Below are 14,997 nucleotides of genomic sequence, written 5' to 3'. Positions count from 1 at the left end.
ACGACTCTAAATTCCACTCATAATAGCGCGACATTATGATTTGAGATACGTTTCAGGGACCTTTTATGAACCTTAAGCATCAATCGCTTTCAATATTTGCTCTTTTGCTATTGGTCATGGGGCAACTTTTACCACAGATCGATTTTTCTATTGTGAACGTCTCACTTGATGTGATGGGGCAAACCCTAGTCACGGATGAAACAGGACTAATGTTAATTGTTGCGGTGTATGCGCTTAGTTTTGCAACGCTGATTGCGACGGGCGGACGCCTAGGCGAGCGTTATGGTCGAAAGCGTCTATTTATGCTTGGTATCGTTGGGTTTTGTGTTGCTTCTGCAGTATGTGGGCTTGCGACAAATATTATTACGATGTTGGCTGGTCGTCTTTTACAGGGCGTATTTGCCGCCTTATTGATGCCGCAAATTCTTGCTACGATCCATGCAACCTTAGCGGGTGAGCGTCATAGTCGTGCGGTTGGGCTCTATACGGCAGTCGCTGGGCTTTCGGTCGCGATTGGGCAAGTGCTTGGAGGATGGCTTGTTTCCGCTGATTTATTTGGCTTAAGCTGGCGGGTTGCATTTTTTGTTAATATTCCAGTGTGCCTGCTGATTTTAGCTGTAGGTTATTTCATTATTCCTGAAACCCGTGCAGCGCATAAACCGGAAATGGATTTGGCTGGCATCACCTTATTCGCACTGTTGTTACTCTGTTTATTACTACCAGTGACGTTGGGCGAACGATGGCCAACGCTATGGTGCTTATTGCTTGGTCTATTCCCTATCGGCTGTGGCTTATGGGGCATAGAAAAACGCAAAGAAATCCGCGGTCAACAACCACTCTTCCCTCCTTCATTATTTAAAACGCCAATGGTGATGAGCGGTTTCATGGCGGAAGCAACTGTTACCTTTACCTATCCTGGGTATCTGTTTGTAACCGCGCTGTGCTTGCAAACAGAGCTTCATTTTACGCCACTTCAATCAGGTAATAGCTTTATTGCCTTGGGAATCATGTTCTTTGTCGGCTCATTACTCAGTCGACCGATAACACAGCGCATCGGTCACTATTGGAGCTTTGTCCTTGGCGTGGTTTTATCTTTTCTCGGTTTCTTACTTACGCTTGGTTTGTTCTGGTTATTTGGGAGTACGCTACAGGTGTGGCATCTTGTTAGCGCAACTGGTTTAGTCGGAATAGGGAACGCCTTGATGCTTACCTCCGCTTTTCGAATTGCCCTTTCTCATGTTGGAAAACAGCATGCTAGTGAAGCAAGTAGTGCATTAATCACCGTACAGCAAGCATGCTTTGCTCTCGGAACCGCTTTTTTTGGCGCAATTTACGCAGTCATGTTATCGCATGGTTATCTGGTCGCGATGGCAACAACAACCGGATTGCTTTGTACATGGCTATTCATCATTGGCACGCTCATATTTTTTCAAAGTCCAAAACTAAGCTCTGTGCAGTCAAATGGTTCAACTAAAATTACGGCCGATGTCGGTACTGGTTTCATGCCATCGGATACCTAATGATGAGACCGAATAGACCAAAACAGCCATTCGAACCTTCCGCTCGTTAGCCGCGGTGTCTTGATTGTTGGTAAAAAACCAGGCGCAGCCTGGTTTTTATGACTTGGCAATAAAGCTATGATTGCCATGGTATTTCACGAACTTCAAGCGAAGTGTTTGGCGTGAAACAGCAGGTGAGACTCAATAAAGCTGGCGATAAAAAAATAGCTATGGTCGTAACCAGTATGCATATTGAGGCGTAAGGGATAAGCGCTTTGCTTCGCCGCTGCCGTTAATGCTTCTGGTTTTAGTTGCTCTGCTAAAAATTGGTCTGCCTCTCCCTGATCAACCAACGCAGGAACAAACTGCTTCGCTTCACTCATGAGCAGGCTAGCGTCGTATTCTGCCCAGTGTTGCGGATTACTGCCTAAGTAAGCGGTAAAGGCTTTTTTACCCCACGGCACCGCACTAGGATTACAAATAGGGCTAAATGCCGATACCGAACTAAAACGTTGCGGATTGCGCAAAGCAATGGTTAAGGCGCCATGTCCCCCCATCGAGTGTCCAGCAATTGCCCGCTTGCTACTGACCGGAAAACAGGACTCAATTAATGCAGGCAGTTCACTCACAATGTAGTCGTACATCTGGTAATGCTGCTTCCATGGGGCTTGGCTGGCATTTAGGTAAAACCCCGCGCCCTGGCCTAGGTCGTAAGCTTCATCATCGGCCACCTCGTCACCACGAGGGCTGGTATCGGGCGCAACAATGGCAATGCCTAACTCGGCAGCCATACGCTGTGCACCAGCTTTCTGCATAAAGTTTTCGTCGTTACAAGTTAGCCCTGACAGCCAGTACAAGACCGGTACTGGCTGCTTAGCGCTAGCCTGTGGCGGCAAAAAAATCGCAAACTGCGCGAGCCCATTTAAACTGCTCGCGCGGTGGCTGTAGCGTTTGTGCCAGCCCCCAAAGCTTTTATTGGCACTGATAAGTTCAATGTCGTGCATTTAGCTTATCCTTATTGGTCAAAGTGAATAAAATAACAGTGCCAATACGCTTGGTTTAATGCATTAGCACACTGTTTTGCATGTGGTTTATTCATTATTTATCGAAATGAATAACACTACGAATACTCTTCCCTTGGTGCATCAAGTCAAAAGCTTCGTTAACTTTATCTAAGGCCATAGTGTGGGTAATAAAATCATCTAGCTTAAACTCTCCAGCCATATAACGTTCTACATACTCAGGTAACTCGGAGCGACCTTTTACGCCACCAAATGCCGAGCCTCTCCATACACGCCCAGTGACCAACTGGAATGGTCGAGTTGATATTTCTTGGCCGGCACCGGCAACACCAATAATCACCGACTCGCCCCAACCTTTATGGCAACATTCTAAAGCGCTACGCATCAGGTGAACGTTACCCACACATTCAAACGAGAAGTCGACACCACCATCGGTCATCTCGACAATCACTTCTTGAATTGGCTTGTCGAAATTTTTTGGATTAACACAATCGGTCGCACCAAGCTTTTGGGCTAATTCAAATTTCGATTCGTTAATGTCGATAGCAATAATGCGGCCAGCTTTGGCCATCTGAGCGCCAATAATGGCGGATAAACCAATGCCACCCAAACCAAATACTGCCACCGTATCGCCCGCTTGAACGTTGGCGGTGTTGGCAACCGCACCCATCCCAGTGGTCACGCCGCAACCTAACAAACAGACTTCTTCGAGAGGTGCCTCTTGGTTGATTTTGGCGAGTGAGATTTCCGGTAATACCGTATATTCACTAAACGTCGAGCACCCCATGTAATGAAAAATCGGCTGACCGTTGATAGAGAAGCGAGTGGTTCCGTCGGGCATTAGCCCCTTGCCTTGAGTTTCGCGGATCTTTTGACAAAGGTTGGTTTTACCCGATTTACAAAACTTACATTCGCCACACTCTGGTGTATAAAGCGGGATCACGTGATCGCCCACCTTAACGCTGCTTACCCCTTCACCAATCGATTCGACAATGCCGCCGCCTTCATGGCCCAGAATCGCCGGAAATATCCCTTCCGGATCATCGCCCGATAAGGTAAATGCATCCGTGTGGCATACACCTGAGGCAATAATTTTTACCCGCACTTCACCCGCTTTAGGGGGGGCTACATCAACAATTTCCATTTTTAATGGTTGGCCAGCAGCCCATGCTACGGCAGCTTTTGATTGAATGGTTTTGGCAGTCATCGCGCTTCCTCACTATGTATTCGTTGTCGCCTAAAAGGCGTATTCATCACAATATTATATTTGTTTCTTAATTGGTGATAATCTAGCAATTCATTAATTCACTTTTACTGTGTAGTAACAATATCGGCTAAATCATTGCTTGATGATGGCTGATAATGTTTAAGCAATCAGTATCTGCAACGAGGTTGGCCGCTATGTTCCAGTGGGACGGTATTAACGAGTTTGTTTCGGTCGTTGAAACCGAAAGTTTCACTGCTGCCGCACAACGTTTAGGTATTTCTACCGCTCAGGTGAGTCGTCAAATTTCTCAGCTGGAAATACGTTTAGCCACTAAGTTGTTTTATCGCACCACTCGGCGAGTATCGGCTACCGACAGTGGCCTGTTGTTTTATCAACAGTGTAGGCCATTGATCGAGGGTTTGCTTGACGCCGAGCGCAGCTTAAACAACTTACAGAATACGCCTCGAGGTAAGTTACGTATGACCGCACCGGTGACCTTTGGTGAACAACATATTGCACCAGCGGTGAATGATTTTTGCCTGCAATACCCGGAGTTGGAGGTATCACTCCAACTCAGTAACCAAAAAATTGACTTAGTCGATCAAGCCATAGATTTGGCGATTAGACTGGGCGAACTGCCCGACTCGAGTATGATGGCGAAGCGCCTCGCCCAGCGCAGCTTGCATGTTTGTGCTTCCCCAGCCTACTTGGCGCAACATGGCTCACCGCATGTGGTGAGTGAGTTGGCTCAGCATAACTGTTTACAAGGAACTATCGAGTACTGGCGGTTTGTCGAACGGGGGAAAGCGATGGCGCTTAAAATAAGCGGACGGCTGCAGTGTAACAATGGTTATGCCTTGCTGGATGCCGCACTAAAAGGTTTGGGCATTGTGCAATTGCCCGACAGTTACGTTAAAAAGCATTTACAAAGTGGAGCTCTGATTGAGCTATTAATACCTTATCAAAAAGGCCCCGAAGGCATTTGGGCCTTATACCCACAAAACCGACACCTATCCAATAAAGTGAGTTTAATGTTATCTCACCTACAACAACGCTTGGCTGAGATTTAATCTGGCTTTGCGAGACCAGTATGCATCGTCGGGGGAGCTGTTGACTCATTGCTGGTCGCTACCATGGCGAATCATGATGGCTAAGCCTTGGTTCAACAAGCTTAGCCGTGACTCTGGCCATCTTACGGCGTAGCAAAACCTGTATCGCCACAAATCTCGATGTCACACCACAAATCTGCAAGGCCTTACAGGGCCTTAATTTTCTGCCAAATTTGCGAGTGAATTTCGATGCCACCCTGCTGTTGGTGTTTATCAATATAGGCTTGAATCTCTGAACCACCGATCTTAAGCCGCCCGACCTCGGCAGGCTCAGCACTCATTACATAATCGCGGATCCGCTGCATCTCTTGAGCAAAACGATGACTTTCCATGGTTTTACTCAGATCGATGGCGATCAAGAATTGCGATACCCCATACTCTTCAGTTTGATCTTCCGTTAAGGCTGGTACCGATAAGCCGCCACTAATCGCGGTGATCATCATATCTAATACGATAGACATCGACGAGCCCTTCCAGAACCCCATCGGCAACACCCGTTTATTGTTCATCAATACTTGCGGATCTTTGGTCAAATTGCCCTCGTCATCGAAGCCGCCATCCACCGGCAAAGGCTTATCGGCGAGATGATGATTTTGAATTTGACCATAAGAAAACTGGCTCATCGCACAATCGAGTAAAACCGGCGGATCGCCTGCAATCGCCATGATCAATGGATTATTTCCGATGCGACAGTCTTTCCCTCCCCAAGGCGGCATAATCGCCACGGTGTTGGTCGCGGCAATCGCAGCAAAGCCCTGACGAGCCATCTTCAAAGGGTAAGCGCCACCACGCATCCAATGATTTGAATTGCGCATACCCACCATGCCAATCCCAAACTGCTTGGCTAGTACCATGGCACGATCAGCACAAATATGACCATTCAATACACCAGGACCGAGATGACAATCCCACTGCTCCAGTGCGCCCATGCTGGCAACACATTCCGGCTCTGCATTAAGCTTGATTTGACCTTTATCCACTTGCGAGATAAACACCGGGAAGCGATTAATGCCATGCGAGTAGACCCCCTCATTGGCCATATCCACAAAGCCGGTCGCCAATTGCTCAGCCCGGTCGGGATTCATATCTCGCGCTAATAAAACGCGTAAATATTCACTGTGTAGTTGTTCAATTGTTACTAGGGCCACCGCTTATTTCCTCTTCGCGAATACCATGTTAGAACGCTCAATCATCCCAAACTTGTCTCGAAAAAACTGGGAAGAACAAGACATAAATTTGACTAGGTGTTGATTTTACTAAAAAATCCCTTAGTAATTCGAGCACAATGTTGTTCAGCCAGCACTATCGCTCCTCGCCAAGCCTTAAACCACGGCCTGCCTTTAATAGTCATCCCAATAAGGACACTCTCCATAATACTCGCTGATGAAATCAACAAAACTGCGAACCTTACTACTTAAAAACTTACGATGGGCATAAACCACATAAAGTCCCAGTGGATCGGGGGCATAGTCGGGTAATATTTCCTGCAACTCCCCCTGGCTGATAGCTTTACCAGCGATAAATGAGGGCTGAATAGCAATTCCTCCGCCATGGATCGCCGCATTTACCAATAAATCGCCATTATTGGAGATCAAGGTCGAGTTTAACTTGTTGTAACCCAGTACCTGTTCAAACTTAGCAAATAAACTTGCGCTATCGGCATAGCTATAACTCAGATAACGATGATCCATTAATTGTTGGGAATTTTTGGGGATACCATATTGCTGCAGGTACTTGGGGGCGGCACATACCACGATTCGAATATCGGTGATTTTTTTAGCGATCAATGAAGAACTCTGCAATTTACCAATCCGTAATGCGATATCGTAGCCATCTTCAACAATATCGATTTTTTTATCGCTGAGTTGCAAGTCGATATCCACCTGCGGGTAGCGCTGCTGATAATCAACGACTAACTTCGGTAAGTGATGCATGCCAAAGGACATAGGTGCGGTAATTCGAAGTTTTCCTGAAGGCTGTCCTTGCTCATGGGCAAGCGCATTGTCCATCTCCTCAAGGTCAATTAATAACTGAGTGCAACGTTCAAAATAAAAACGTCCGGCCTCGGTCAAACTCAATTTACGCGTAGTTCGGTTCAGTAATCGCGACTGTAGATTGTCTTCCAAATGGGAGACATATTTACTCACCAACTGAGGAGACAAACTTAAGTGTTCAGCCGCTTTCGCAAATGAGCCCTGCTTTACCACACTCACAAAGGCTCTCATGGTTTGTAGCTTATCCATATTAACAACCATACATTGATAATCACTCAACAAATATAGCATTTATCAATGAAATACCAAGCATTATAGTTAGCACAACTTAGTTAATTAAATTCCCAGTGAAGGACATACCATGAATACTCAACTCTTAAACAAACTTGTTGCTAGCAAAGCCAGCTTTGCTCCTCTAATTCTGCGTCTACCTTTAGGTTTGATACTGGTTGCCCACGGCTCGCAAAAACTGTTTAGCTGGTTTGGTGGTTATGGCCTTGAAGGCACCGGCCAATGGATGGAAAGCGTAGGGTTTGCACCCGGCTACCTCATGGCTTTAATGGCTGGCAGCGCCGAGTTTTTTGGCGGTATTGCCTTACTACTTGGCTTACTAACCCGCCCTGCTGCCCTGGTACTTGCATTTACTATGCTGATGGCGATGACAGTACATATTGGTAATGGCCTGTTTTTAGCCGCAAATGGTTATGAGTATGCATTAACCCTGTTAGCGGTCACTTTGTTTTTAGCTGTTCAAGGCGCTGGGCGCTTTGCTTTAGACAATAAAATCCATGCGCTGCTTAGTGCTAATAAATAACCCTAAACTTAACCCATATTGAGGACTTGATTATGTTAGTCGAAGGCGTTTGGACAGAAAACTGGCAACCAGTACAGGCAAAAGATGAGCAAGGGCGCTTTGTACGCCAAACCTCTAGCTTTAGGCATTGGATCACCAAAGATGGCGCCGCTGGCCCCACAGGTGATGCCGGCTTTAAAGCAGAGAAAGGTCGTTACCATCTATATGTTGCGTATATCTGTCCTTGGGCTTCTAGAACCTTGATGCTTCGGGAACTCAAACAACTTCAAGACTATATTTCGATTAGCATCGTCAATCCGGTGATGACCGATCAAGGCTGGCAATTTGATGGTTATGCCGATGCGACTGCCGACCATTTAAATGGCTATCAATTTGCTCACCAGCTGTACACTCACGCCGATCCTAAATTCACCGGCAGAGCGACGGTTCCGGTACTGTGGGATAAACACAATAATGTGATTGTAAACAATGAATCCGCAGACATCATTCGCATGTTAAACAGTGCCTTTGATCACCTCACCGGCTCAAAATTGGATTTATATCCTGCAGAGCTGGCCGAGCAGATTGATACACTGAACGAAGAGATTTATCACCTGCTCAATAATGGCGTGTATAAAGCGGGCTTCGCCAGCTCGCAGTTTGCTTACGAAGAAGCTTACCAAGGCGTGTTTAACACTTTAGATAAACTAGAAGCCAAATTAGCAGATGGTCGTTCATTTTTATTCGGTGAACAACTCACTGAAACCGACATCAGAAGCTTTGTAACCTTGATCCGTTTTGATGCTGCCTATTATGGTTTATTCAAATGTAATCGAAATCTGATTGCCCAAATGCCCTATTTATCCAAATATGTGCAGCGAATTTTGGCGCTTGAGGGCATTGGAAATACAGTTAATATTGAACATATTAAACAAGGCTATTATTCACTAAAAGCACTCAACCCAGCAGGTATCGTGCCTAAGGGTCCGGAGAATATTGCATGAATCAGGTCAGCAAACAGCCAGCTCTGTTTATTTCCCATGGCTCACCGATGATGGGCATTGAGAATAGCGCGACTAGCGCTTTTCTCAAAAACTTGGGTCGGCAATTACACAAACCGGATGCTATTGTGGTTTTTTCTGCTCACTTTGATGCTACTGCAGATATCATCATTAACAGTGCAACAAAACCAAAAACCATTCACGATTTCTATGGTTTTCCCGAGCAACTTTATCAACTGCAATATCCGGCGCCGGGTGCGCCAGACTTGGCAAAACAAGTCGCAGAGCACTTACAAAGTCAGGGTTATCAGCCAATACTGGACGAACAGCAGGGCTGGGATCATGGCGTATGGATCCCGCTGCGTTTAATCTACCCGCAAGCGGATATTCCAGTGCTACAAATCTCTATCAACAGTCGCTTAAGTAGTCAGCATAACTACCAGCTAGGTCAAGCCTTAAGCTACTTATCTGAGCAAAATATTTTACTGCTTGGCTCTGGAGGGATTAGCCACAACCTGCGAGAAGTGTTTGCTAGTGTTCCTGATCCACAGCGGGTTGAAAAAGTGACAGCGTTTACTCAATGGGTAAAAGAGAAACTGTTAGCGAAAGATATCCCAGCTTTGTTGGATTATCAAAATCAGGCACCTTTTAGTCGCTTTAATCATCCAAGCGTTGAACACTTTGTCCCGCTGCTCTCGATTTTGGGGGCTTGGAACGAAGGCGATAAAGTTCACCAGATCCATCAAGACGTCGAACTTGAAATTTTGGCCTTGGATGCTTACGCCTTTAGCTAAGCATCTAACTTTAAAATAATACCAATCACAATAAATAAGTGCTCTTGTATTCGCGCAGCGAAGATCTTGATTTGCAGCTCATAACTTTCACCCGCAAACATAGAGCTAAACTTAATCGAGTTGGAATAACATCCTACTTAAACTGATTTGCCTTCTGCTATCGCTTCCTCCCTGTAGCGATAGCAACTTTTTAACTTTGTTTGATAACTGATCAGCATCACCAATATTCAAGCCAATCGCCCCTCACAAACAGCGCTCAATCTGTCACCGAGCACTAAAACATGTAAATTCTAGTTAACACCTTCATCAATAATGCTTGATTAGACAATGGCAAGCTTACTCGATACTGTTAAACTGGCTAGAAGCGTTTTAATGTTGAAGCTTTACTCTTACTCAATTTAAACAATCCTGAGAACGAGCCCTTCGCTTAGCCTTCTCAATAAGGAATAAATAATCATAAATTTAATTGAACTCTAGAGCAGTATTGATCCCTCATTAACCGCTGATTCATGCCGATGATGACATAACATTTGATCTGCTTTGTTTAAGAATCACTAAACAACGGCAACAGCATGAATAGGTCAACACCCTTACTTAAATATTCACTGAAAAAGGATAATCAGATGATTCGTCGTTTATTGAGCTTCGCTTTATTGATATCGACTCATTGTATGGCTCAGAGCCAAAGCAGCGATGCTTACGCCCCCGAACTTGCCAGCGGTTCGAGCCAAAAAACCGCGTTTATCGCCCATAAATTTATGGTCTCAGCCGCCAATCCGCTAGCCGCTGAGGCTGGCTATGAGATACTAAAAGCGGGTGGAAGTGCCGTAGATGCGATGATTGCAGTACAAACCGTTCTGGGTTTAGTCGAACCCCAATCTTCTGGTATTGGTGGCGGAGCATTTGTACTGTATTACGATGCTACAAAGCAACAAATCACCAGTTTTGATGCTCGTGAGAAGGCTCCAGCCAAGGCTTCGCCTTCCTTATTTTTAGATGACAATGGCAAGCCATTAAAATTTTATGATGCCGTTGTGGGGGGGCGATCCGTTGGGGTGCCGGGGGTGGTAGCCCTATTTGAAACCCTGCATCAACGCTATGGAAAAACCGAGTGGCCTCAATTATTTTCACCCGCCATCGGCTTAGCACAACAGGGATTTAGAGTTAGTCCTCGCTTAGCCACACTGATTGCCGGTGATACTCACCGACTCGACCGCTATCCTGGTGCTCGAAACTACTTTTATGATGCCCAAGGTAAACCCTTAGCGGTCGGCCACCTACTCAAAAATCCAGCCTATGCCTCGACCTTAAATTTAATCGCCAAACAAGGGGCGAAAGGCTTCTATCAAGGCGTAACCGCAAAAGCAATGGTCGCAGCGGTACAACAGGCAGCAGCTAATCCGGGGCTGCTCAGTGAAAGCGACTTAGCTGCTTATCAAGTCAAACAACGCCCCGCTTTATGCAGCCCTTACCTACAATATTCGGTCTGTGGCATGGGGCCACCAAGTTCTGGCGCAAGCACCGTCGGTCAAATCCTTGGCATTTCCGCGCACTACCCACTTGATAAATGGGGCCCCGATAATATTCAAAGCTGGCGGATCCTCGGCGATGCTTCAAGACTCGCCTTTGCCGACAGAGCGAAATACCTTGCTGATAGTGACTTTGTAAGCGTACCAAGCACCGCCCTACTCGCCCCCCAATACTTGGCGAAACGCGCCCAATTATTAAAAGGTGATAAGGCCCTTAGCAGCGTGTCTGCTGGAGATGTGGCAGCTTTATCCGCCCAAGCATCAAACTTCAGTATCGAACTTCCCTCCACCAGCCATATCAGTATCGTCGATAGTGAAGGTAATGTATTATCGATGACCACTAGCATCGAAAATGCCTTTGGCTCACGGCTGTTCGTTAATGGCTTCCTATTAAACAACCAACTCACTGACTTTTCTTTTATTGCCGAAAAAGATGGCCAAGCAGTGGCCAATCGAGTTGAAGCCAATAAACGCCCACGTTCATCGATGTCTCCAACTATCGTACTGCAAAACAACCAGCCGATCGTGGCTATCGGCTCGCCCGGCGGCAGCAGTATTATTGGTTACGTGGCTCAAACCTTAGTGAGTCATTTAAACTGGGGCATGAGCTTACAGCAAGCCATTGAGCAACCGCACATCAACAACCGTTTCGGCGTATATGAATTGGAAGCCAATAGCGCTGCGGTGGATAAACAAGCGGCATTAGAAGCGTTAGGTTACCAAACCAAAATAAAAGCCATGACCTCGGGTCTACAAGGGATCAGGATTTACCCAGATAGGTTGGTTGGCGCAGCCGATCCTCGCCGTGAAGGTATCGCAAAAGGGGACTAAAAATACATAAACAAAAACAGCGCTGTAAAGCGCTGTTTTAAATATCGCATCATGCCTAGCACGCGCTTTAAATAATCCGATGTTCATCTAACATCGCTTGGCGCGCTTTTTGTTTCTGTTCGACTAAAGCCATCTTGGCTTTTCGTTTATCGCAAGGCTCAGGACAATCACAAACCTTTTCAATTCCAAGCGATGCGATACCACCGCAACTCCCGCTAATGGTTTTCTTCTGAAAAATATAGCCCACAGCCATCGCGGTAATCACCACAACAAAAAACACAAATGTCACAAGAAAATAAGCCATTTCGACAGTACTCCTTCGTTTATTGTTGGATGATAAAGGGAATAAAAGCTGAACTAAGGTGTTCAACAAACTCATCCCCTTGCTTATCGATAATATAAATCGCCAATTGATGCTTTTCGGCAAAAGCTAAGGCTTGATCCACCCCCATAACCGTAAGCGCCGTCGCGTAGCCGTCTGCCATCATACTGGTAGCAGCGATCACTGTGACCGATACAATATGATTGGCAATCGGCTGACCCGTTTTAGGATTAATGGTATGCGAGTAACGAATACCATCTTGCTCAAAGTAATTACGATAATCACCCGAGGTTGCAACACCGTTATCTCCGGGCGCTATAATTTTTTGTACTGCGCGTTGCTCTACCACTGGTTTTTCTACCGCGATCCGCCAGCTCAGAGCCTTGTCATTATGACCCTTTAAGCGTAGCTCACCACCAATATCCACCATGAAATTATGAAAGCCTTCACTCTCGATCAATTCAGCAACACGGTCAACACCATGGCCTTTAGCAATAGCGGAAAGGTCGACGTATAAACTCGCTAAATCTTTACTCAGTAATTGGCCATTTAAAGTAAGGTGATGATAACCAATACGCTCTCTGGCTTGTTTCAGCGCTTGCTCATCGGGACGTTTGTTGGGACGACCTTCTGGACCAAAGCCCCATAAATTAACCAAAGGACCCACCGTGACATCGAAAGCGCCAGCTGACTCTTCAGAGATCTGTAATGACGCTGCCATCACTTTAGCTAAATTTGCCGAAATGTGTTTCGGTTCTCCACTTTGAAATTGATTAAACAAAGACAATTCAGAGTTCGGTAAATAGGTTGACATTTCTAGATTAACTTGACGTAGCAACTTATCAATTTTTTGCTGTAACGCTGCGCCTTTCGGTAACTGATCTCGAGGTTCAACCACTTTAATTTGATAGTAAGTTCCCATAGTGCGCCCCTCAATTTGTAAGGTATACAAATTGTTTTGCTCACTACAGCCACTAACGAAAAAAGCTAGCCCAATAAGGGCTAGCCAAAACTTAATCATTCTCACCAATTAACCACCAAAGTCATCAAGTAGAATGTTTTCATCTTCAACACCGAGCTCTTTAAGCATATTAATCACCGCAGCATTCATCACCGGAGGACCACACATATAGTATTCGCAGTCTTCAGGCGCATCGTGGTCTCGTAGATAGTTTTCAAACAAGACATTATGAATAAAGCCAGTTTTACCTTCCCAGTCATCTCCCGGTTGCGGATCAGACAAGGCGACATGCCACTCGAAGTTTTCATTCTCGCGAGCCAGCATATCAAAATCTTCTTCATAGAAAATCTCTCGACGAGAACGAGCCCCGTACCAGAAGCTAATCTTACGCTTAGAGCTAAGACGCTTAAGCTGATCGAAGATATGCGAACGCATTGGCGCCATACCTGCACCACCACCAATAAACACCATTTCTGCTTCGGTATCTTTGGCAAAGAACTCACCAAATGGCCCAGAAATTGTGACTTTATCACCCGCTTTTAAGTTAAAGATAAACGATGACATTTTACCACAGGGTAGGCTCATGTTGTTTGGCGGCGGCGTTGCAATCCGCACGTTCAACATAATAATACCTTCTTCCTCTGGGTAGTTGGCCATTGAGTAAGCTCGAATGGTCTCGTCATCTACTTTTGATTCTAAATTAAAGAAGCCAAAGTGTTCCCAATCGCCACGATACTGCTCTTCAATATCAAAATCTGAATATTTTACATGGTGGGCCGGCGCTTCAATTTGAATATAACCACCCGCACGAAACGGAACTGACTCACCATCAGGGATCTGCAACTTCAACTCTTTAATGAAAGTAGCTTTGTTGTCATTAGAGATAACTTCGCAAGCCCATTTTTTTACCCCAAAAATTTCTTCGGGTAAAGAGATCTTCATGTCTTGCTTGACGTTCACCTGACAAGCCAAACGCATGCCATCTGCCGCATCTCGCTTACTAATATGATCAAGCTCGGTGGGTAAAATATCACCACCACCTTCATGAATATGCACATGACACTGGCCACATGAGCCACCACCGCCACAAGCCGATGATACAAAAATGCCTGAATTACCCAGTACACCCAACAATTTATTACCCGCCTGAGTAGTAATTGCCTTGGCTGGATCATCATTAATAAGAATTTGTATGTCACCAGAACTTACCAGCTTCGACTTAGCAAACAAAATGATTGTCACTAAAGCCAAGACAAGCAAGGTAAACATAGTTACGCCGAGAATAATTTCCATCGACTAATTTTCCTTGTAGTTATTGGCCGTCTTAAAGCTGAACGCCCGAGAACGACATAAACGCCATCGCCATCAAACCCGCGGTAATAAAGGTAATCCCTAAACCACGTAAGCCATCAGGCACATCTGAATACTTCATTTTTTCACGAATACCCGCTAAAGCAACAATCGCTAACATCCAGCCAATACCACTACCGATACCATACACAGCGGACTCAGCTAAGCTGTACTCACGTTGCACCATGAATGAAACACCACCAAAGATGGCACAGTTCACAGTAATCAGTGGTAGGAAAATACCCAAGGCTTGATACAGTGCAGGAAAGTATTTATCCAATACCATCTCAAGAATTTGTACTAACGCAGCAATTACCCCAATAAAGGTAATGAAGCCAAGGAAGCTTAGATCGGCATCGGGTAAACCAGCCCAATCCAGCGCGCCAGGTGCTAACAAATTGAAATAGATAATTTGGTTTACCGGTACCGAAATACCCAGAACCACGGTGACCGCGACCCCTAAACCAAAGGCTGTTTTAACTTTCTTTGAAACGGCTAGGAAAGTACACATCCCTAACAAGAAAGCCAGCGCCATATTTTCAATAAAAATAGAGCGCACTAACAAACTAATATAATGTTCCACGC

14 protein-coding genes are annotated in these 14,997 nt (G+C 45.5%); 6 read left to right on the top strand and 8 right to left on the bottom strand.

What is annotated here, in order from left to right; all coding sequences use genetic code 11:
* Positions 1-65 precede the first annotated feature (65 nt).
* A complete protein-coding gene (locus tag ACRRSY_RS05595; protein WP_432454143.1) occupies positions 66-1,520 on the top strand; it encodes an MFS transporter in 1,455 nt (484 codons plus the stop codon).
* Between the two features lie 143 nt (positions 1,521-1,663).
* Here ACRRSY_RS05595 and fghA read toward each other — a convergent pair whose 3' ends face one another.
* Complete coding sequence (gene fghA, locus ACRRSY_RS05590; RefSeq protein WP_432464515.1) at positions 1,664-2,503, bottom strand: S-formylglutathione hydrolase; 840 nt, start codon at positions 2,501-2,503, stop codon at positions 1,664-1,666.
* Positions 2,504-2,597: 94 nt separating this feature from the next.
* Entirely contained in the window at positions 2,598-3,728 is a 1,131-nt protein-coding gene (locus tag ACRRSY_RS05585) for an S-(hydroxymethyl)glutathione dehydrogenase/class III alcohol dehydrogenase (protein ID WP_432454145.1), read from the bottom strand.
* Between the two features lie 194 nt (positions 3,729-3,922).
* On the opposite strand from ACRRSY_RS05585, the gene ACRRSY_RS05580 reads away from it, so the two are divergent.
* On the top strand, positions 3,923-4,798 hold the full coding sequence (locus ACRRSY_RS05580; protein ID WP_432456200.1) for a LysR substrate-binding domain-containing protein: 876 nt from the start codon (positions 3,923-3,925) through the stop codon (positions 4,796-4,798).
* A gap of 185 nt (positions 4,799-4,983) precedes the next feature.
* Here ACRRSY_RS05580 and yiaK read toward each other — a convergent pair whose 3' ends face one another.
* Complete coding sequence (gene yiaK / locus ACRRSY_RS05575; RefSeq protein ID WP_432464514.1) at positions 4,984-5,985, bottom strand: 3-dehydro-L-gulonate 2-dehydrogenase; 1,002 nt, start codon at positions 5,983-5,985, stop codon at positions 4,984-4,986.
* Between the two features lie 192 nt (positions 5,986-6,177).
* Positions 6,178-7,080 carry a LysR substrate-binding domain-containing protein gene (locus ACRRSY_RS05570; RefSeq protein WP_432454147.1) on the bottom strand — a complete coding sequence of 301 codons (903 nt, stop codon included), beginning with the start codon at positions 7,078-7,080 and terminating at the stop codon, positions 6,178-6,180.
* A 112-nt stretch (positions 7,081-7,192) separates the two neighbouring features.
* Here ACRRSY_RS05570 and ACRRSY_RS05565 point away from each other — a divergent pair, with 112 nt between their 5' ends.
* The 4 genes from ACRRSY_RS05565 to ggt all read left to right on the top strand — a co-directional run bounded on the left by ACRRSY_RS05565 (position 7,193) and on the right by ggt (position 11,779).
* Positions 7,193-7,645 carry a DoxX family protein gene (locus ACRRSY_RS05565; protein ID WP_432454148.1) on the top strand — a complete coding sequence of 151 codons (453 nt, stop codon included), beginning with the start codon at positions 7,193-7,195 and terminating at the stop codon, positions 7,643-7,645.
* A 32-nt stretch (positions 7,646-7,677) separates the two neighbouring features.
* On the top strand, positions 7,678-8,628 hold the full coding sequence (locus tag ACRRSY_RS05560) for a glutathione S-transferase family protein (RefSeq protein WP_432464513.1): 951 nt from the start codon (positions 7,678-7,680) through the stop codon (positions 8,626-8,628).
* The gene (locus ACRRSY_RS05555) at positions 8,625-9,419 is read left to right on the top strand and encodes a DODA-type extradiol aromatic ring-opening family dioxygenase (RefSeq protein ID WP_432464512.1); all 795 of its coding nucleotides are present in this window, start codon (positions 8,625-8,627) and stop codon (positions 9,417-9,419) included. Before ACRRSY_RS05560 ends, ACRRSY_RS05555 begins: the two co-directional genes overlap by 4 nt.
* A gap of 623 nt (positions 9,420-10,042) precedes the next feature.
* Entirely contained in the window at positions 10,043-11,779 is a 1,737-nt protein-coding gene (ggt, locus tag ACRRSY_RS05550; protein ID WP_432464511.1) for a gamma-glutamyltransferase, read from the top strand.
* Between the two features lie 67 nt (positions 11,780-11,846).
* Here ggt and nqrM read toward each other — a convergent pair whose 3' ends face one another.
* The 4 genes from nqrM to nqrE are packed head-to-tail and all read right to left on the bottom strand — an operon-like array spanning position 11,847 to position 14,995.
* Positions 11,847-12,083 (bottom strand): (Na+)-NQR maturation NqrM, encoded by a 237-nt coding sequence (gene nqrM / locus ACRRSY_RS05545; protein ID WP_432454152.1) that lies wholly within the window; start codon positions 12,081-12,083, stop codon positions 11,847-11,849.
* A 19-nt stretch (positions 12,084-12,102) separates the two neighbouring features.
* Positions 12,103-13,122: an FAD:protein FMN transferase gene (locus tag ACRRSY_RS05540; RefSeq protein ID WP_432454153.1), complete on the bottom strand. Its 1,020-nt coding sequence runs from the start codon at positions 13,120-13,122 to the stop codon at positions 12,103-12,105.
* Positions 13,123-13,131: 9 nt separating this feature from the next.
* Positions 13,132-14,355 carry an NADH:ubiquinone reductase (Na(+)-transporting) subunit F gene (gene nqrF / locus ACRRSY_RS05535; protein ID WP_432454154.1) on the bottom strand — a complete coding sequence of 408 codons (1,224 nt, stop codon included), beginning with the start codon at positions 14,353-14,355 and terminating at the stop codon, positions 13,132-13,134.
* Positions 14,356-14,386: 31 nt separating this feature from the next.
* Complete coding sequence (gene nqrE, locus ACRRSY_RS05530; RefSeq protein ID WP_432454155.1) at positions 14,387-14,995, bottom strand: NADH:ubiquinone reductase (Na(+)-transporting) subunit E; 609 nt, start codon at positions 14,993-14,995, stop codon at positions 14,387-14,389.
* Positions 14,996-14,997 lie beyond the last annotated feature (2 nt).

Origin of the sequence: Agarivorans sp. QJM3NY_33 (genome assembly GCF_050870865.2) — a bacterium.
Lineage (GTDB): Bacteria > Pseudomonadota > Gammaproteobacteria > Enterobacterales > Celerinatantimonadaceae > Agarivorans.
Note: the sequence above shows the minus strand (reverse complement) of the source record. Positions and strands in the feature narration are given on the sequence as shown.